At 43.5% G+C, this 20,092-nt stretch carries 13 protein-coding genes and 2 tRNA genes; 6 read left to right on the top strand and 9 right to left on the bottom strand.

The genetic code is table 11. The features are described 5' to 3' along the window. Window positions 1-52: 52 nt before the first annotated feature. The 5 genes from MKS89_RS10295 to MKS89_RS10275 form a co-directional block, all read right to left on the bottom strand. The gene (locus MKS89_RS10295) at window positions 53-1,276 is read right to left on the bottom strand and encodes a site-specific integrase (protein ID WP_072956861.1); all 1,224 of its coding nucleotides are present in this window, start codon (window positions 1,274-1,276) and stop codon (window positions 53-55) included. 76 nt (window positions 1,277-1,352) lie between these two features. Then, window positions 1,353-1,443, bottom strand: a tRNA-Ser gene (locus MKS89_RS10290). A 169-nt stretch (window positions 1,444-1,612) separates the two neighbouring features. Beyond that, window positions 1,613-1,689 (bottom strand) — tRNA-Pro (locus MKS89_RS10285). A gap of 51 nt (window positions 1,690-1,740) precedes the next feature. Further along, complete coding sequence (locus MKS89_RS10280; RefSeq protein WP_072956863.1) at window positions 1,741-3,540, bottom strand: DUF3413 domain-containing protein; 1,800 nt, start codon at window positions 3,538-3,540, stop codon at window positions 1,741-1,743. Window positions 3,541-3,564: 24 nt separating this feature from the next. Beyond that, window positions 3,565-3,789: a YejL family protein gene (locus tag MKS89_RS10275; protein WP_021019522.1), complete on the bottom strand. Its 225-nt coding sequence runs from the start codon at window positions 3,787-3,789 to the stop codon at window positions 3,565-3,567. A gap of 84 nt (window positions 3,790-3,873) precedes the next feature. On the opposite strand from MKS89_RS10275, the gene yejK reads away from it, so the two are divergent. The 3 genes from yejK to asd all read left to right on the top strand — a co-directional run bounded on the left by yejK (window position 3,874) and on the right by asd (window position 7,629). Then, window positions 3,874-4,875 (top strand): nucleoid-associated protein YejK, encoded by a 1,002-nt coding sequence (yejK, locus tag MKS89_RS10270; RefSeq protein ID WP_072956865.1) that lies wholly within the window; start codon window positions 3,874-3,876, stop codon window positions 4,873-4,875. Between the two features lie 367 nt (window positions 4,876-5,242). Further along, on the top strand, window positions 5,243-6,037 hold the full coding sequence (locus tag MKS89_RS10265) for a nucleoside-specific channel-forming Tsx family protein (protein WP_072956868.1): 795 nt from the start codon (window positions 5,243-5,245) through the stop codon (window positions 6,035-6,037). Window positions 6,038-6,516: 479 nt separating this feature from the next. Next, complete coding sequence (gene asd / locus MKS89_RS10260) at window positions 6,517-7,629, top strand: aspartate-semialdehyde dehydrogenase (RefSeq protein ID WP_072956872.1); 1,113 nt, start codon at window positions 6,517-6,519, stop codon at window positions 7,627-7,629. 80 nt (window positions 7,630-7,709) lie between these two features. Here the strand turns inward: asd and MKS89_RS10255 are convergent, their stop codons facing one another. After that, entirely contained in the window at window positions 7,710-8,564 is an 855-nt protein-coding gene (locus tag MKS89_RS10255; RefSeq protein WP_072956875.1) for an ion transporter, read from the bottom strand. A gap of 627 nt (window positions 8,565-9,191) precedes the next feature. Between MKS89_RS10255 and adhE the strand changes: the two genes are divergently transcribed. Continuing rightward, window positions 9,192-11,903: a bifunctional acetaldehyde-CoA/alcohol dehydrogenase gene (gene adhE / locus MKS89_RS10250; protein ID WP_072956881.1), complete on the top strand. Its 2,712-nt coding sequence runs from the start codon at window positions 9,192-9,194 to the stop codon at window positions 11,901-11,903. A 247-nt stretch (window positions 11,904-12,150) separates the two neighbouring features. Here adhE and MKS89_RS10245 read toward each other — a convergent pair whose 3' ends face one another. Together MKS89_RS10245 and rne are read right to left on the bottom strand one after the other, a co-directional pair. Further along, the gene (locus MKS89_RS10245; protein ID WP_072956883.1) at window positions 12,151-13,710 is read right to left on the bottom strand and encodes a SulP family inorganic anion transporter; all 1,560 of its coding nucleotides are present in this window, start codon (window positions 13,708-13,710) and stop codon (window positions 12,151-12,153) included. A gap of 335 nt (window positions 13,711-14,045) precedes the next feature. After that, window positions 14,046-17,225, bottom strand: a complete 3,180-nt coding sequence (gene rne / locus MKS89_RS10240) for a ribonuclease E (protein ID WP_072956886.1) — start codon at window positions 17,223-17,225, stop codon at window positions 14,046-14,048. Window positions 17,226-17,891: 666 nt separating this feature from the next. On the opposite strand from rne, the gene rluC reads away from it, so the two are divergent. Continuing rightward, window positions 17,892-18,836, top strand: coding sequence for a 23S rRNA pseudouridine(955/2504/2580) synthase RluC (rluC, locus tag MKS89_RS10235; RefSeq protein ID WP_072956887.1), 945 nt, complete (start codon window positions 17,892-17,894; stop codon window positions 18,834-18,836). Here rluC and MKS89_RS10230 read toward each other — a convergent pair. After that, window positions 18,831-19,412, bottom strand: a complete 582-nt coding sequence (locus MKS89_RS10230; RefSeq protein ID WP_072956889.1) for a Maf family protein — start codon at window positions 19,410-19,412, stop codon at window positions 18,831-18,833. The two genes, rluC and MKS89_RS10230, sit on opposite strands and share 6 nt — an antisense overlap. Before the next feature lie 151 nt (window positions 19,413-19,563). Between MKS89_RS10230 and yceD the strand changes: the two genes are divergently transcribed. After that, window positions 19,564-20,085, top strand: a complete 522-nt coding sequence (yceD, locus tag MKS89_RS10225) for a 23S rRNA accumulation protein YceD (protein ID WP_072956890.1) — start codon at window positions 19,564-19,566, stop codon at window positions 20,083-20,085. The last annotated feature ends 7 nt before the right edge of the window (window positions 20,086-20,092 follow it).

The following is a 20,092-nucleotide window of genomic DNA, read 5'->3' as shown; positions in this document are numbered from 1 at the left end:
TAATTATTAACAAAAACAGATACTTATATCATTGTTTGTATATTATAAACCTTTATATGTCGTAGGATATTTGGTTTATATATTCTCTAAGAGTTTCTATATCCAGAGTTTTTCCATAGTGACCATATGTGATTCGGTCATAGGTATGACCGACGATTTGTGCAGTGATATGCTCCGAGATGTTTTTTTGTTTCATCTCATCAATAAACGTATGTCGAAAGGAATAGGCGGTTGGGCGACTTCCCGAAGGGAAACCGAGCTGGCTAAGTAAACGGCCAAAGTGCGTCGTAAATTGTTTACTCCAGTTAAGGCTGTCTCCTAGAGGTCTATAGTCGAAAAGCATTCGATGGCCTTGCGCACGACGCTTTGAAATGTAAGAAATGAATTCTTCTCGCAGTACTGCTTGATGAAGAGGAATTTCACGTTTAGAAGCAGGGTTCTTTAAATGTTGTTCAGGCAGTTGATCAGAAAATCTAAGAATTTTAGACTTTAAACAAACATCATTTATTGAGAGCTGACACGCTTCGCCAGGTCGACAACCATGATACAACATGAGAAGACATGTAAACTGAAATTGCTCTGTAGCATCTTTAAAAGCACCACTTCGAAAGACTCTTTTTAATTCTGATGGTGTCCAACGTGCCCGTGCTGATTGGCCATTTTTTCTGGGTAATTTGACGTGTTGAAAGGGGTGTACGATGAGTAGTTCATGTGCGATGCACCATGAACAAAATTGGCTGATGGCGGCAATATAATCGCGATTCGTTTTGTCAGAACGTTGCTGCTTTAATAGTTGCTCTCGGTATTGTATTGCTGTTGATGGGGTCATATCGGATACCACTTTTACCGACATTGTTTTGATGAAATGTTGGCATCGAGTTTTTAGTTGATGAACGGAGAGTGCCGTTAATTTTTCTAGTGCTTTAACCTCGATGAATCTCTCCAAATAGTGATTTATTGATTTATCTTTTTGATGAGATTTGCTCGTTTTTTTGGCTGGAATAGAGATGACATCTTTGTCCTGAAAAGTTGCTCGGATTTTCTCAATTTTTTCAGATAGTAACTTTTGAAAAAGAGTAAGTCCCTGACTAGGGTCGAAATCATGGATAAAGGGATGTAACTCTGAAAGCACCATGATATGACGTTGCACAGCGTTTGAGCGATTTTTGGTGAACAGAGAAACTTTTACGTCAAAAGGGAACCCTTTGTCTTTTAAAAGTTTTGGTAGGCAAATTCGAGTGTAGTATGTACTAGAGGCTGTTTTTAAAAGATACATTGTCTCAGTCAATCCTATATGACCGATTAAAGCACCTTAAAAACGAAAAACCCTTGATAAATCAAGGGTTTGAATGTGGCGGAGAGATAGGGATTTGAACCCTAGGTACGCTACTAACGTACGCCGGTTTTCAAGACCGGTGCTTTCAACCACTCAGCCATCTCTCCTTTAGTGCAAAAATCATAACCATGATTCGTTTGCTTGTAAAGTCTTCAAATTGATTTTTATCAGTATTATGCGAGTTTGATTAGACTTTTATCAGTGAATGTATTTTTTCTATGCTTAGCTGAATGAAAAAAGGGAAGTTTTCATAAGAAAACTTCCCTTTTAGGTGTATGGTCGGACTGAGAGGATTTGAACCTCCGACCCCCGACACCCCATGACGGTGCGCTACCAAGCTGCGCTACAGTCCGATGGTTTGTAATCTAACGCCTTTAACGAAACGAGTCAAGCAATAGGTTGATTTAATTGTCTTTACTGTAGAACCGTTTCAGTTCGGTCAACCCTTGCATGAGAACTGGTAGCGTTGGATTGGTATCGGGTAATCGATGGTAATTGTTATCGAAGACTTTGAAATTACCAAACTTATCAATGACTGTTGTTTGATTCTTAGTCACTAGGGCCAATTCTCGGGCGTCTCCGGCTAAAATCCAACGTCTTTTGTTTTCGTCAAACAAGTTCTGACCGCTACTGTAGTCATGTGGATTTGAAGAAACACCGAGTAAATCTTGCAACAGTGTCACTGAAAAATCGAGGTGGCTGGTGCGCTGGGTATAGTCAGCAGCGACTTTGCCCGGCCAGTGGATAATCATCGGTACTTTCAACTGATACTGACTGTAGTTGGTATTAGAGCCCCAACTGTTGGTGTTGGTTTCATTAAACTCAGTGCCATGGTTGGATGTAATGACAACAATGGTAGAGTCCATGATTCCCATCTCATATGCTTTCTTAATCAGTTGGCCAATCTCATGGTCCGCGGCTTCAACCGACAGTTCATAGTTATTTTTGAGTTTGTCTTGGGATTTTCCGAATGAATTATCCGGTGCATCAAACTCCTGAACCGTCGTCAGCTCTAAATAGCTGAACCAGCGCCCTGATTGATTTGACACCCATTTTGACCAGGCATCAATCGTCTGTTCATCTCTGCTGGCGTCTTTCGTAAATGGGGTGTGGTTTAATGTTAATCCTCTGAATACGGTCTCAGCATAGAGTGGATCGCTGAAGTTATTGCCACTGAAAAGCCCAAAGTTGTATTTCTGATCTTCCAGAGTATCGAGCAGAACTGGCAATGTGCCTTGGATTTTAATGCTCGATGCATAGCTGCTGGGAAGGCCATAAAATAGTCCGAAAATACCAAACATGTCATTACTGGAGCTGTAATGATTGCTGAAGTTCAAATTATCTTTGGCGAAAATTGTCGCCATCGGCATATATTTCTTGTTGAGCATATCGGCACGTAGGTTGTTGACACTCACGACCAGAATATTGAGCGGGTTAATCCGGCGATCAAATTTGATCGGATCTAACGGATAGTTAACCAGTACGGATTTGTGGGTCTGTTTCTCGTGCAGACGCTTGAGATAATCGTCTCGATTAAACAGACCATGTCTTTCCATAAACGATTTTGCCGTCATCGGATAAGACAGTGGGAAATTTGATTTTTGGCTGGTGACCGGTGTGTACAAAGAGGCATCAGACCAGACGTAAATTAGGTGACTCGTAATAAAGCTAATAAAGAAAATGGTCGCCAGTGGTCGGCCAATGTGCTTATGCGACAAGCGTCTCTGTTTTCGCCATACCCATTCGGATAAACCGATTTCCATGGCAAAAATCAGTGGTAACAAGACGAACAGATGCTGAAGATCGTTGGTCGTTGTTTTGGAGTTATCGCTAAACAGTACCTCCCAAACGACGGGGGTTAAATGGAGATTGAGTTTGAAATACAACTGCGTATCGATGAGCAGGACGGTGAGTCCAATCGTTGCAAAACAGACCGCAAAAAACCTGAATAGCTTACGTGAGGGGATAAGAAACGTCAGCGGGAACAGCACCAACAGGTAGAGGGCAAAAACAAGAAAACCAAAATGCCCGACCCATGAAACAGCCAAATAAAATTGTCCCAACAATGTTTCTGGCCATGGGGACTGGGATATATAACGTGTACCGATCAGCATGGCTGCGATGATATTAAAAAACGCAAACCAGTGTCCCCAGCCAACTAGGCGGGATACCCGCTCTCCGTAGGTGTTTTCACTCTCTACCATGTTCTTTTCGTTTTATCCGTTCTGTTAGTGAATCGTACTGTCGATTGAAGATATCAACGCTTGAGCGAATTTCTCTGCAATGGCTTTTCTCTGGCTCTCTGCAACGTTTTGATTTAAGACATTCGTTGCGATATTTCCGGCGATCATCAGAACTAGATCCGGAGACGCATCATGTTTATCAAAAACGGCAGCAATTTCAGTCAGGATCGTTTCAATTTGTTGATCACTATATTTTGATGTAATGGGCATATAGACTCTAACGATGATAGTAAAAACGGCTTATGATAACCTACTATACCTGTCAACTGAAACCACAACGATGATAAATTCGCTATGAGTCTTGATCTCTCCAATGTAATACTACACCAGTTACTGAAAAATGAATCGGATGAACTGGTTGTCAACTATCGCTCTCAGTCTTTAGAAAACAATGCTTCGACGGAAAATCTGGTCGCTGAATTGCACCGAGTTTTTAATGCCAAGCCTTCGAAAGGATTTGGCTGTTTCCAATCAGACAGTGAATTTCAAAACTGGTTGCGTGAGCTCAAAAGTGGGGACTTAAGTTTTTATGATTTCTCACAGTCCGGTGCCAGAAAACTCAAAGATGAACTGATCAAGTATCCTTTTGCTGACGAAGGGATTTTGGTCATGGCTGAGTATCAATCACTGGCGACACAATACCTATTCATCGGTCTTTTACCGATGAATCAGAGCCTGAAAATCACCGAAGGGTTGGATATCAGTGCTACGGATTATCTGGATATCCGACAAATGGATATTGCTGCCCGTATCGATCTTTCGCTTTACCAGTCAGACCCGGATTCCAATCGTTATCTGACTTATATTAAAGGGCGGGTTGGTCGCAAAGTTGCCGACTTTTTTCTCGATTTTCTTCAAGCCGATGTCGGTCTGGATTCAAAACAGCAGAATTTAGTATTGATGCAAGCTGTGGAAGATTTTTGTAGTGATGCTCAGTTTGAAAAAGATGAAACGATTACTTACAAAAAGCAGGTCTATGATTACTGTAATGAACAGATTAAATCGGGCGATGAAGTTCAGTTGAAGGATTTATCGCAAGAGCTGCCGGATGATACCAACGGGACGACGTTATGGGATTACACTCAAAGTCATGGCTATGAGTTGGAAGAGAGTTTTCCGGCAGATCGCTCTACAGTTCGCAAACTGACAAAATATGTTGGCTCCGGTGGTGGGTTAAATCTGAGCTTCGATAGTTTGTTACTTGGTGAGCGCGTTTTTTATGATCCGGAGTCAGATACACTGACCATCAAAGGGACACCTCCCAACTTGCGTGATCAACTGACGAGAAACCGTTAGTACAATGTCATATAGAATGAAGGCTCCTTACTCAGGAGCCTTTTGAGTTTTAATTCACCTTGCCCTTGCCCTCTTCTGCCGAACATCTCATCGACTTAGTTATATTTAGGAAATAGACCTGTTAGAAGGTGATTTTGAGATGATGGGTTGTATGTTGGTGCATATAAAATGCAGTTCTTACTTGTAATAAAAGTTCCATATTTCAAATTAAAATAAGATCAAGATCACTTATATTTTTTCTATATTTCAACAATTGCACTTTTATTTGAGATATAAATCGATATTATTTCAATAAATAATTCAAATGTCATTAGTGCATGGATTGCACTGATGAATTGTTATCAACACAGAAAATAGAGATTTCAATATGCGTAAATTACTTCTGGCGCTTAGCTTATTAGCAGCAATTTCAACACCTGCACTTGCTGAAAATTATTCAGATGGAATTCATAAAAATGATTATAAATGGTTGCAATTCAATCTGATGGGAGCAGTCAATGAACTGCCTGGTAAGTCTAATCACGACTATATGGAAATGGAGTTCGGTGGCCGTTCCGGTCTGTTTGACCTGTATGGTTATGTTGATGTATTTAACCTGACCAGTGATCCAGATAGTGATAAAGCAGATAAAAGAAGCAAAATGTTCATGAAATTTGCCCCGCGTATGTCTCTTGATGCATTAACCGGGAAAGATCTTTCTTTTGGTCCGGTGAAGGAACTGTATATTGCATCTCTGATTGAATGGGATGGTGCGAACGGTAGCACATATGATGTAAACAACCAGAAAATCGGTCTGGGTTCTGATGTTGAAGTTCCTTGGCTCGGTAAAATTGGGCTGAACCTGTATGCCACTTATCGCGGAAATGAAAAAGACTGGAATGGCTATCATCTGGCGACTAACTGGTTTAAGCCGTTTTATACATTCGACAACGGTTCATTTATCTCTTACCAGGGTTACATCGACTGGCAATTCGGAATGCAGGGAGAGTACGCTACTTCAGGAACCGGTGGTGCAATGTTCAACGGTATCTACTGGCATTCAGACCGTTATGCAGTCGGTTATGGCATGAAACTATATAAAGACATCTACGGTATCGAGAACTCGGACAGTCTCCGTTCTACCGGTATCGGTCACTATTTTGATGTCACTTATAAATTCTGATTGTGACAAAGCAATGGATTGATATGGCGCTCTTAGGAGCGCCATTTTTTTGAAATGAAATGATGGTTTTTGTCAGTTATCCGACTAAATATGCAGATTTCAGTAATATACCCAAGTAACCTCAAGATGCAGGATTCAGAGTGTCTTCAATCGGCGTCATTCAAGGAAAATGTCGGCAGGAATGGCCTTCCCATTTCAATGGCATTTGACGCAGAAAGGCGCCGATTGAAGCACTCCCGAAGGGCGAGTTCACTGAACTCAGAGACTGTGTTAGAGATTCTCGCCATAGAATGGCTATGACTCAAATCTCTGCCTTGCCTCTGAGCCCAGTGATTCTCGCTGAAACTGCATCTTGAGGTCATTTGGGTATAAATAGGAAAAATTGTCGAGAAAATCCAAATTGATCTTGAGATTTCGTTCTGAACCGCTTATAGATGGTGGATTAGATTTGAATCAGAAACACATGGAGAGTTTGTGCAATGAGAGTAGGTTTAGTCGGGTGGCGTGGTATGGTCGGTTCTGTACTGATGCAGCGGATGGTCGAAGAAGGTGACTTCAATGATATCGAGCCTGTATTTTACAGTACTTCACAGGTTGGTATTGCCGCACCTGATTACGGCAAAGAGGCCGGGTTACTGCAAGATGCTTTTGATGTTGAAAGCTTGAAACAGTTGGACGCTGTTATTACATGCCAGGGTGGTGGATATACTGAAAAAGTGTACCCGCAACTCAGAAATGCCGGTTGGAAGGGTTACTGGATTGATGCAGCTTCAACATTACGGATGGCTGATGAGGCGATCATTACACTTGATCCGGTCAATCTGAAGCATATTCAACAAGCCATTCATGCAGGAACCAAGACCTACGTCGGTGGAAACTGTACCGTGAGTCTTATGCTTATGGGCTTAGGCGGATTGTTTGAGAAAGGTCTGGTGGAATGGATGAGTGCCATGACATATCAGGCTGCATCCGGTGCCGGAGCGCAGAACATGCGTGAGCTGATTTCACAGATGGGTGTGATTAACGATTGTGTCAGCTCTGAGCTGGCGAATCCTGCCAGTTCTATTCTTGATATTGACCGCAAGGTTGTCGAAACGATGCGTTCAAGCTCTTTCCCAAGTGATAACTTTGGTGCGCCGTTGGCTGGCTCATTGATTCCATGGATTGATGTGAAACGTGACAACGGACAAAGTAAAGAAGAATGGAAAGCCGGTGCTGAAGCGAACAAGATTCTCGATCTGCAAGGTTCTCCGATTCCGATTGATGGTACTTGCGTGCGTATCGGTGCTATGCGTTGTCATTCTCAGGCGCTGACGATTAAATTAAAGCAGAACGTGCCAATGGACGAAATCGAAGAGATTATCGCCTCTCACAATGACTGGGTGAAAGTGATTCCGAATGAGCGTGATATTACCGCTCAGGAACTGACACCGACCAAAGTGACTGGAACATTATCTGTTCCTGTGGGACGTTTACGTAAAATGTCAATGGGGGATGATTTCCTCAATGCATTTACTGTCGGTGACCAGCTATTGTGGGGCGCGGCAGAACCATTGCGTCGTACTTTACGAATCATTCTGAACGAAAAGTAAAGGCGTCAATCAATGATCACAATGTGATATTTTGTGGTTGTTTTGGTCAAAAAAAAGAGTGCACAGGGTGCACTCTTTTTTTATCCGTGTGACGAGGACTTTCCGGATACGACGCGTTTATCCGGATCGGCTAACTGGCTGCCACAGTGTTTACAGAACAGCGCATCACTATCATGCCCGGTTTGGGAACAGTTCGGGCATTTGACCAATTGACGATGAATGTTCATCTCTTTACTTAGCTCCGCGGTAATAATGCCTGTCGGGACTGCGATAATTGAGTAACCTAATAGCATCGTAAGTGAAGCAAGTCCTTGACCAAGCGGTGTTTGAGGTACCAGATCCCCATACCCGACCGTTGTAATGGTGACGATTGCCCAGTAGATACATTTCGGAATACTTGAGAATCCATGCTCTGGCCCCTCAATAACATAAATCAACACGCCGAAAATCGTAACTAGGATTGAAACGGAGCTAAAGAAGATGAAAATTTTCCGACGTGCCATGAAGAGCGAACGCATCAGGAGATTGGAATCTTGTAGATAACGAACCAGCTTGAGAATCCTGAAAATTCTCATCACTCGGATCAGCCTGATCACAGCCATAAATGAAATGGTCGGAAAGAGTAGCGAGATATACGTGGGTAGAATTGCGAGTAAATCAACAATTCCGTAAAAACTTTTCGCATAGGCTTTGGGATGAGGAGAGCAATAGAGTCGGACGAGATATTCCGCTGTAAATAGTATGGTGAAGCCATACTCAAAGTAACGGAGTTGTTGGTGCCATTGGGCATTCACTTCCGGAATTGACTCCAGAATTAAAACCAATAGGGAACTCACTATTATCGCAATCAGACAGAGATCAAACACTTTTCCTGCCCGAGTATGTGTCCCGAAAATAATGACATAAAGATTTGTTTTTATTGAAGGTTCAGTCATCGCTTTCCCGTCCGTTGAAAATCCTGCAATATCGTTCGTCAATTCGACATACGAGTAATGATTATCCCGTGATATGAATGAGATGTCATCTATTCAATGATTTTTGCGTTGGTGTCATGGGATAGCATCGGAATGGAACCTTTTACATTGGATATAATCAGAACAAGTGTTTAGAACTGTGGGCTGTTTTGTGTCTCACATGTAGGGATATTGTAAAAAAGAGAGTTTAAAAATGGTGTTCTCAACCATGGCCTATATAATTACCAGTAGCACGAAAATGACGGATTAGTTCTTTCTATGTGGTATTGCCATGAAAATTTATTACATAAAATTGTAGTTTTTTTATTTTATGCTTCGATAGTATTTCTTTATGAAACCGGTCTCTTTATTTATTTTTGTATTAATTTCATTGAGTTATATGTTTTTAGGGTAATATTTCGACAAGTGAAGGAATTGTTTTTTAGAACTGATCTGGGTCAATGTTTTCAAATACTGAAAGATTATACTCAGAGATGAAAGCTATTTACTAAGTGTGTTTCTGAGGAAAATCTGGATTTTGACCGTTTAGACCGGGTGACAGTCTTAATAAAAAGTTTTTAACATTTTTTTAATTTTAGGAGATTCACTATGCCTGTAACAAATATGGCGGAACTAAATGCTCTTGTTGCGCGTGTGCAAGCTGCCCAAGCAGAATTTGCAACTTACTCTCAGGAGCAAGTTGACAAAATTTTCCGTGCAGCATCACTAGCCGCAAACCAAGCTCGTATCCCTCTGGCCCAACAAGCCGTGGATGAGTCTGGTATGGGGATTGTTGAAGATAAAGTGATCAAAAACCACTTTGCATCAGAATACATTTATAACAAGTACAAAGATGACAAAACCTGCGGGGTATTGGAAGAAGACGAAAACATGGGAACAATGACAATTGCAGAGCCTGTCGGCATTATCTGCGGTATTGTCCCAACAACAAACCCGACTTCTACAGCGATCTTTAAATCTCTGATTTCTCTAAAAACTCGTAACGGTATTATCTTTTCGCCTCACCCTCGTGCTAAGAATTCAACCAATGATGCAGCGAAACTTGTACTTGATGCAGCGGTTGCTGCGGGTGCACCGAAAGACATCATCGGCTGGATTGATCAGCCATCTGTTGAGTTATCGAATGCACTGATGAAGCATGAAGGAATTGCACTGATTCTTGCAACGGGTGGACCGGGCATGGTTAAGGCTGCTTACTCTTCTGGTAAACCAGCAATCGGTGTTGGTGCCGGTAACGTACCTGTTGTGATTGATGAAACTGCTGATATCAAGCGTGCAGTCGCTTCTGTTCTGATGTCAAAAACATTTGACAATGGTGTTGTGTGTGCTTCTGAGCAAGCTGTCATTGTTATGGATGAAGTTTATGACGAAGTTAAAGAGCGTTTTGCAACGCATAAAGCCCATGTATTGAGCAAGTCTGATGCAGACAAAGTTCGTAAAGTGCTGCTTATCGATGGTGCGCTGAATGCTAAAATCGTTGGTCAACCAGCAACAGCGATTGCCGAAATGGCAGGCGTGAGTGTTCCCGCAGATACAAAGATTCTTGTCGGTGAAGGTATCGGTGAGGTGTCTTACGATGATGAGTTTGCTCATGAAAAATTATCGCCAACGTTGGGTATGTTCCGTGCAAGTTCTTTTGAAAATGCAGTAGACCAAGCGGTGAAAATGGTAGAAATCGGTGGTATCGGTCATACATCTGGTTTGTATACCAATCAGGATGTGAATAAAGATCGTATCCGTTACTTCGGTGACCGGTTAAAAACAGCTCGTATTCTGGTAAACATTCCAACAACTCATGGTGGTATCGGTGACCTGTACAACTTTAATGTGGCACCATCTTTAACACTGGGTTGTGGTTCTTGGGGTGGTAACTCCATCTCAGAAAACGTTGGACCTAAACACTTGATCAACAAGAAAATTGTTGCTAAGCGAGCTGAAAACATGTTGTGGCATAAATTACCTAAGTCTATCTATTTCCGTCGTGGTAGTCTGCCTATCGCACTGGGCGACCTTGAAGGTAAAAAACGTGCATTCCTAGTGACAGACCGTTTCTTATTCAACAATGGTTATGCTGACGATGTTGTGAGCCTACTGAAAGCTCAAGGCATGGAAGTTCAGACATTCTTTGATGTTGAAGCAGATCCGACACTCTCTGTTGTAGAAAAAGGCGCCGCACAAATGGCGAGCTATCAACCTGATGTGATTTTGGCGCTGGGTGGCGGTTCTCCAATGGATGCTGCGAAGATCATGTGGGTGATGTATGAACATCCGGAAACTCATTTTGCAGAGTTGGCGATGCGCTTTATGGATATCCGTAAACGTATCTACAAATTCCCTAAAATGGGTCAAAAAGCTGAATTGGTATGTATCACTACCACATCTGGTACTGGTTCTGAAGTGACACCGTTTGCGGTTGTAACAGATGACAAGACCGGCGCTAAATACCCACTTGCTGACTACGAACTGACGCCAAATATGGCAATCGTTGATGCGAATCTGGTGATGAACATGCCGAAGTCTCTTACTGCGTTTGGTGGTTATGATGCAGTGACTCACGCATTGGAAGCTTATGTTTCTGTCCTTGCTAACGAATACTCAGATGGTCAGGCTTTACAAGCGCTGAAGATGTTGAAAGAGTATCTGCCATCAAGCTATGCCAATGGGGCGAATGATCCGATTGCTCGTGAAAAAGTGCACAATGCAGCAACAATTGCTGGGATTGCATTTGCCAACGCTTTCTTAGGTGTATGTCACTCAATGGCGCATAAACTCGGTGCAGAATTCCACGTACCTCACGGTTTGGCGAATGCCTTATTAATTGCGAACGTTGTGCGTTATAACGCGAATGACAATCCAACCAAGCAAACTGCATTCTCTCAATATGACCGCCCTCAGGCTCGTCGTCGTTATGCTGAGATTGCCGACCATTTGGGTCTGTCTCAAGCCGGCGACCGTACCGCGCAGAAGATTGAACGTTTATTGGGTTGGTTGGAAGAACTGAAACATAACCTTGATATCCCACTGTCTATTCAGTCTGCAGGGATTAACGAAGCTGATTTCCTTGCTAAACTGGATGATTTGTCTGTTCAGGCTTTTGATGACCAGTGTACAGGTGCAAACCCTCGTTACCCGTTAATCAGCGAGCTGAAAGAGGTATTATTGGCCTCTTATTATGGTCACGCTTATGTTGAAGGTGAGACTGTTGAAGGCACAACCGTTATCAAGAAGAAAGCGGATCAAGAAGCTGCTGCAGAAACTCCAAAAAAACGGACAGCGAAAAAAGAGAAGTCTGAAGCTTAATTGCATTCATTCTATATAAACGATGCCCCGACCTTTGGTCGGGGCATTTTTTTATGTGCAGATATTTCTAATGTCATCGGTTCTAAGGCGGAAGTTGGACGCTCATGCGAGACAATGACGGTTCAATACAACTCATTTATAAATAAGAATGTGATGATAAGGCAGTGATAGATAAGAAAAAGCCGTTGTTTCTGGAATGAAACAACGGCTTTTCAATCGCGTTAGTATTGAGACAATAGTATTTGCTCTACCCTGCGAGAACGTCGGTTGCAACTTTGTAAGTTGGGTCTTCCTTCACATTCGTTTCTATCAAGCTGCTGGCTTTATGAAGCAACTTACGACAATCCTGACTCAGGTGACGTAAGTGAAGGGTTTTCCCAACCGCTGCATAACGCTCGGCAAGCGTTTCAATTGCATCAATGGCAGAGTGATCAGTGACGCGTGATTGACCGAAATCAACGATCACGTGTTTTGGGTCCTTGTGCGCATCAAATAGCTCGAGAAAGTTCGCCACAGACCCAAAGAAAATAGGGCCATGGATTTTATACTCTTTGGAACCGTCTTCGTTGGTATGACTGGTTGCATAAATGTGTTTTGCATGATCCCACGCAAACATCAGTGCCGATGTAATGACTCCCACAGCAACAGCAATCGCTAAATCGGTAAATACGGTAACAATGGTCACGAGTACAATCACGAAGAAATCTTTCTTTGGTACTCTTCTGGCAAGTTTAAAGGTTGCCCATTCAAATGTTCCTATCACGACCATAAACATAACACCGACCAGCGCAGCCAATGGAATCATCTCAATGAGTGAAGACGTAAACAAAATGAAGCATAGTAGCATGACCGCAGCCACAACACCGGACAAACGTCCTCTGCCACCGGAGTTTACGTTAATCATCGATTGACCAATCATTGCACAGCCGCCCATAGCACCAAAGAATGAACAGGTGATGTTTGCCAGACCTTGGCCCATACATTCACGGTTTGACTGACCGCGGCTATTGGTCATTTCATCCAGTACGGTCAGTGTCAGCAAAGACTCAATCAATCCGACGGCCGCTAAGATGATAGAATAGGGCAGAATAATTTTTAGTGTTTCAAATGTAAAAGGTACATCCGGTACGGAGAATGAAGGGAGAGTCCCTGCAAGCGTTGCCGAATCATTCCCGGACATGGTGCGTAGAAAGTCAACGACGGTACGAGTTTCTAGACCGAGTCCCTGAACCAGTAAAGTGACGACAATGATAGCCGCCAGAGAGGAGGGGATCGCAGTTGTTATCTTCGGTAGGAAAAAGATAATTGCCATGGTTAAAGCGACAAGGCCTAACATGAGTAACATCTGATCATAAGGTAGCCAAGTCATCACGCCATTCAACGATGGGACTTTGAACTGTCCTAGCTGAGCGAGGAAGATAACGATAGCAAGTCCGTTGACGAAACCGATCATGACAGGATGGGGCACAATTCGGATAAATTTTCCGAGTTTGAATATACCAGCACTGATTTGGAGAATGCCTGCCAATAGAATGGCGGCAAACAAATAAGAGATGCCGTGTTCTGAGACCAGACTAACCATGACGACAGCCATTGCACCAGTCGCACCTGAAATCATCCCTGGACGGCCGCCAAAAATAGCAGTGATTAAACCGACAATGAATGCGGCATAAAGACCGACCATCGGGTCAACACCTGCAACAAATGCAAAAGCAACGGCCTCAGGGACCAATGCCAGTGCGACGGTGAGTCCGGAAAGGACATCATTTTTAATTGAATATGTTGATTGATTTGGGAATTCAAGCATGAGTATGATTGTTTTCTGTTAGTGGCTGAACAAAAACCGATATAGCTCTTATAGGTTTGATCTAAGTATTCTAACCAAGCAATATGAACTAAGTATGTCGGGTTCATGTACCGCAAGTGCTCTCATAACTGGAAAGGTATTTCGGTCTGAGTTTTACTTGGGCATAAGTTGGCGAATGCTACAGAAAAACGTGATAGAGGTCAACAATTCTGTATATTGGTGATTGGTTGGTGTCCCATGACTGAATGGGTTTATCTGTCAGCTATCATGGTTATTCGATAAAAAAAGAGCTGCTAAGTGCAGCTCTTTGAAGATGAATGTTTACGTAACGCGATTCAGGATAACGGTAGTGGTTTTGCCATTGCCGAACTTGCATGGTCGGTTGCAGCATGACTACCAGCGCCTTTTAATGGATAGCGTTGTTCTCGCAAAGGTGCTGCTTCAAGAAGAACCTGTATGAGTTCGCCGCTTCCGGGAGCTTTTGTCATTGGTGAAAATGCATGGCCTTTCACTGCTATGACGCTTGCTGGTACTGGCTGTACAGGTTGCTCTACGCTTTCCTGAGTTTGTTCTGGCATTTCACGAGAGCTATTATTCTCCGGAACTTCTTGCTGTTCTGCTGGTTCAGCAGTGATTTCACTGGTGATTTCCGTTTCAACTGGCGCAGGGGATGGTTGTGTATCGCCTGTGCTTGTTGCCGTTATGGTTACGGTTTCGCTTGAAGTTTGATCCGCATCTTGAGTCACAACATTCGCGACTTCAGGAACACTGACAGTTTCAGAAGCGGTGTTCTCTGTTGTCACTTTCGGTGCATTCTCTGATGTAGCAATTTCCGGTGTTGTGGATTCAGTCGCGGAACGAATGATCACTTTACCCATTGCCATTTCTGGGAATGCAACGCCGCTGAGTTGTTCCGGTGCTTCCGGCTGAGCCAGTGATTGCTCGGGTTTAACCGTTTGCGTCTGTGGTGTGGATTTCTTCATCAAACCGTAGCTTGGCATCACTTTGCCCATCGCCATTTCCGGAGATGCAACACCGCCTTTCCGTAAGCGGAATGGGTTTGGTCTGCGTTCTCTTCCTCTGCGACGGCGTTGTCCATTTGCACGTAAATGGCGAGGTGAACGGCGACTCCGGCGCTGTTTAGGCTCTTCGGTATTCGCGTTTTCATTCGCATCATTATTATTCGAGGTCTGATGCTGTTGCATCTCTTCCGATGATGGCTGCACAGGTGATGCTGATGGCTGTTCGTTAACAGTCACCGGGGTAACGTCTTGGTTCAACGCATCCTGTTCAGACACACGCTCATGACTTACCAACGTTTCGTCAGCCGATTGAGACTGAAGACGAACCTGTTTGGTTAGTTTGCGGCGTTGGCGACGCTCTTTCTCGACCACTGCTTTTTCTTGAGTATCCCGCGGGTCTTTCTTCGCTTCGGATTGTGCATCCTGAGCAATTTTTTGTCCTTCCTCGGCTAACTTGGTCGCAGAATTTTTATCTTTATTCCCGCGCTTATCCTGCTTTTCCTGTTTTGGTTTACGAGGCTGAGACTTCGTCGGTTTCTTCTCATCAGAAGTTTGCTGTTTTACTTCTGCTGAGTCCGCATTATCTGATTTGGACTTGTTGCTATCCTGAGATTGCTGACGTGGACGTCTACGTTGCTCAGAATTGCGTTCACGGGAACGACGAGGTTTTCTGTTCTCTGTACGTTGTTCCTGTTCTGGTTTTTCTGTCTCAGTGACCGATTTTTCTGGCTGGGCCGACTCCGAACCGGAGAACAGGTTCGTCAAGCCTTTCATAAAGCGACTGAACAGCCCCGGTTGTGTTGGTTCTTTCGGTTCACTTTTCTTCTGTGTGTCTTGATCTTGGGCTGGAGCCTGAGGCGCTTTAGGTTGAGGCGCTGATGTCGTTGGCGCAGCAAATCCTTTTAATACAGGCTCTTCGACTCGTCGCTGTTTCACTTCAGGTTCGACAACATCTTTATTTTCAGCCTCACGAATGCTGTCCATTCGTTTTGGTACGAGGTAAGACAGCATTTCCTGTTCTTCACCTTCTCTGACTCGGATGACCTCAAAATGAGGTGTTTCCATATCAGAATTCGGCACGATGGTGATTTTGGCATCTTGAATTCGCTCGATGTGATTGATCGAGCGACGTTTCTCATTCAATAAATAAGATGCAATCGGTACAGGAACAACTGCAAGTACCTGTGAGGTATTATCTTTCAGTGCTTCTTCTTCAATCAATCGCAGCACAGAGAGTGCAAGAGATTCGTTATCCCGAACAACGCCTGTCCCAGAACAACGAGGACAAATATGGTGACTTGCCTCTGCCAGAGAAGGACTCAGGCGTTGTCTGGACATTTCAAGTAGTCCGAATCTGGAGATGCGACCAATCTGAACTCGGGCACGGTCTACACGAACGGCTTCTCGAAGTTTATTCTCAACTTCACGTTGATGACGAACCGGCGTCATATCAATGAAGTCGATGACCACAAGGCCACCTAAATCTCGTAATCGAAGTTGACGGGCGATTTCTTCAGCAGCTTCCAGATTGGTATTCAGCGCTGTCTCTTCGATATCGCCACCCTTAGTTGCACGAGCAGAGTTGATATCGATAGATGTGAGTGCTTCTGTCGGATCGATAACTATCGAGCCACCGGAAGGTAAACGGACTTCACGCTGGAATGCGGATTCGATTTGGCTTTCGATTTGATAATGACTGAATAGCGGCACTTCACCTTCATACTTCTTCACCCGATTAACAAAGTCGGGACGTACGAGGCGAATATGTTCTAGTGCACGTTCGTAAATGGTATTGCTATCGATCAAGATTTCGCCTATATCACGACGTAGATAATCGCGAATTGCACGTGCAATAACATTACTTTCCTGATGGATCAGAAAGGGTGCAGGATTAGAGTCGGAAGCCTGTTTAATCGCACCCCAGTGATTGAGCAGAACATTTAAATCCCATTCTAACTCTTCAGCACTTTTGCCCACACCTGCGGTACGGACAATCAGGCCCATACCTTGAGGAAGTTCGAGTGTACTGAGTGCTTCTTTCAACTCAGTTCTTTCTGTGCCTTCGATACGACGGGAAATCCCACCGGCACGAGGATTATTCGGCATCAGAACCAAATAACTACCAGCCAGAGAGACAAATGTTGTCAGTGCAGCACCTTTACTACCGCGTTCTTCCTTCTCGATTTGAACGATGACTTCCTGACCTTCTTTCAGAACTTCCTTAATACTAGGACGTCCTTGATAAGTGTATCCGGCTGGGAAATATTCTTTCGCCACTTCTTTGAGAGGAAGGAAACCGTGTCTTTCAGCACCATAATCAACAAATGCTGCTTCCAAACTTGGCTCAACTCTGGTGATTTTTCCTTTGTAAATATTAGCTTTTTTTGATTCGTGTCCAGGACTTTCTATATCCAGATCGAAAAGTCGCTGACCATCGACCAGCGCGACACGCAACTCTTCTTTTTGAGTTGCGTTAATTAACATTCTTTTCATTTAAAAATCTCGTTGTATTTCTTTTGTTTTGATTATTTGTTGTTCTTATTGCTTGTATTTCGTCTTCATGGTGCCTGATCCCATGGCTTTGCTTGCAGCCTCTCGGCTGGAAGGGACGCTCAAAAAGGCACTTCAGTCCTCACCCGCTGATTGTTTCACCAGTGATAAGCCGCAGTGTGCGGTAGATACTCAACATGAATGACGATGAGTAGAACAATAAGAAGTTACGGTCATGTCTGTCTTACGCCATTTGCAGCATACAAAGAACCGTAAGTTTCTACCCAAAATTGCTCAAAACATGGCGCTGTGAGTTAAAACGTTGCCAGTTTGTCTATTGCAGCTATGGACTATAGCAGTGGCAACGTATTTCAGCAATCTGCTTTATAAAAAATAAACCCAAAAAAATGGGCTATGGAAGCTGAGATCATTGATAAATTGCAGTTTTGACATGCGTTTGTTCGAGATTAAGGCACGAGAAGGCAGGAATAGCAAAATATTTATCACTATGATATCGAACATCAAGATAGTATGATGCGCGCTTTTAAGCCAATATTGCTATCCCAGTAAACTACTATGCTCAGTGATGAAGCGCTAGGTTGATCGGATCGCCTGTATCAGCAACTTCTTTTTATAAACAATAAGCAAATTTTTATAAACAATGAACAAATGAGCGAAATCAGAACCCAAGTCCAGTTTGTCAATATTGATGAAGATATAGCCGGCCAGCGAATTGATAACTTCCTGCGTAATAAATTGAAAGATGTTCCGAAGAGTGTCGTTTACCGTATTCTGCGTAAAGGTGAAGTGCGTGTGAACAAGAAACGGATCAAGCCTGAATATAAATTACAACCCGGTGATGTTATCCGGATCCCACCTGTGACATTACCGCAGAGCGATACGCCACAAGAACCATTGAGTACCAAACTGGAAAAAGTATCGGAATTAGAGCAGTGTATTTTATTTGAAGATGATGCGTTACTCGTGCTGAACAAGCCCTCGGGTACTGCCGTTCACGGTGGAAGTGGGTTAAAGTTTGGCGTGATAGAAGCATTACGGGCACTTCGGCCGCAAGCCCGTTTTCTGGAATTGGTTCATCGAATTGACCGAGATACTTCGGGCATCCTGTTGGTCGCGAAAAAGCGCTCAGCTCTTCGTCATTTACAAGCTCAGTTTCGGGATAAGTCAGTTCAGAAGTACTACAACGCTCTTGTGATGGGGCGGTGGGAAGCTAAATGCCGGAAAATCAATGCACCTCTGTTAAAAAACGAAGTCAATAGTATTGTTCGAGTGAATCCGCAAGGGAAGGCTTCAGAAACTCGTTTTAAAGTTATCGAAGTATTTTCTCAGGCAACATTAATTCAGGCGAGTCCCGTGACTGGCCGGACTCACCAGATTCGAGTGCATACGCAATATGCAGGCCATCCGATTGCTTGGGATGACCGCTATGGCGATCCCCGCTTTGATGCCTATACCGGGAAATTAGGACTGAATCGGCTCTTTTTACACGCGGCACAGATACGTTTTATTCATCCAACGAGCGGTGAAACGATGGAAATTGTGGCACCGATGGAGAAGAAGCTTGAGAGAGTGTTGGCACAGCTACGTTCATAGCACCGTCATGCCTTCCGCTTCAAGTAAGTCGATGAGTTTGATCAGAGGTAATCCCACCAGTGCGTTGGGATCGTCGCCTTCCAAGCGCTTAAATAAAGCAATACCCAGACCTTCGCTTTTGAAACTACCGGCACAGTCAAGCGGTTGTTCCATTTCAACATAACGTTCAATCTGACTGTGCGTTAATTGCCGGAAGTGGACATGGAATTGATCAACAATACATTGGGTTGTCCCGGTGACATTGTTGTATACCGCAAGCCCCGTATAAAAGGTGATTTTATCCCCAGATTGTGCCATCAATTGCTGAATCGCGTGTTCTTTAGTCTGTGGTTTCCCGACGATTTGCCCTTGCACAACACACACTTGGTCTGAGCCGATGACCAGACTCGGTTGTTTTTGAGGACAGCTTTGTGCTTTTTGTCGTGCTAAACGTTGAACCAGTGCTTGTGGTGATTCATCAGTCAATGGTGTTTCATCACACTCCGGGGCGATAGAAAGAAAGGGGATGGCTATTTTTTCCAACAACTGGCGCCGATATTTGGAGGTAGAAGCTAAAATAAGTTGGTAATGGCTCATATAGATATTTAATGAATTCTTTGGTGTTGTGCCGAGAATATATGATAATGCTATGGAGATCACCGTAAGTGGATCGGAATGGCGAAAAAAAGCTAACTTTTTTCCCTTTTTCTTTGACTAAATTTAATTTGGAAGATAATATTCGCACCCTATGCAAAAGGTAAAAATCCCGCGAACGGTTGATCCGATAAAAGCGGCTCAGAAACGACTCGACTATGATGGTATCATTCAAGTCGGTCTTTTTAAGCGCTTAGAGGAAGCAGTCGAAGGCGTAAAATGTGACGCTGACGTCTCATTGTCATTTGGGTTTGATGAGCAGCGACTCGTTGTTATCTCTGGTAAAGCTAGCATCGAAGTTGATTTGCAGTGTCAACGTTGTAATGAGGTTTTTCCACACCATTGTGATGTGGATTTCACTTATACCCCAAATTTAGGGAAGAAAAGTGAAGATGCACCGGAATCATACGATTTGGTAGATCGGAATGAGTTCGGTGAAGTAGACCTGATTCAATTGGTTGAAGACGAGTTCATCATTGGTTTACCCCAAGTCGCGATGCATGATCAATCAGACTGTCGTGTTGATTCAGACAATATGGTATTTGGTGATATTCCTGATGAAGTTCCGGAAGATAAACCGAATCCATTTGACGTATTAAAGAGCTTGAAGCGCTAGTTTTTAT

The sequence above is a fragment of the Vibrio gazogenes genome, from assembly GCF_023920225.1.
Taxonomy (GTDB): domain Bacteria; phylum Pseudomonadota; class Gammaproteobacteria; order Enterobacterales; family Vibrionaceae; genus Vibrio; species Vibrio gazogenes.
This window is presented reverse-complemented; position numbering and strand designations above follow the sequence as displayed.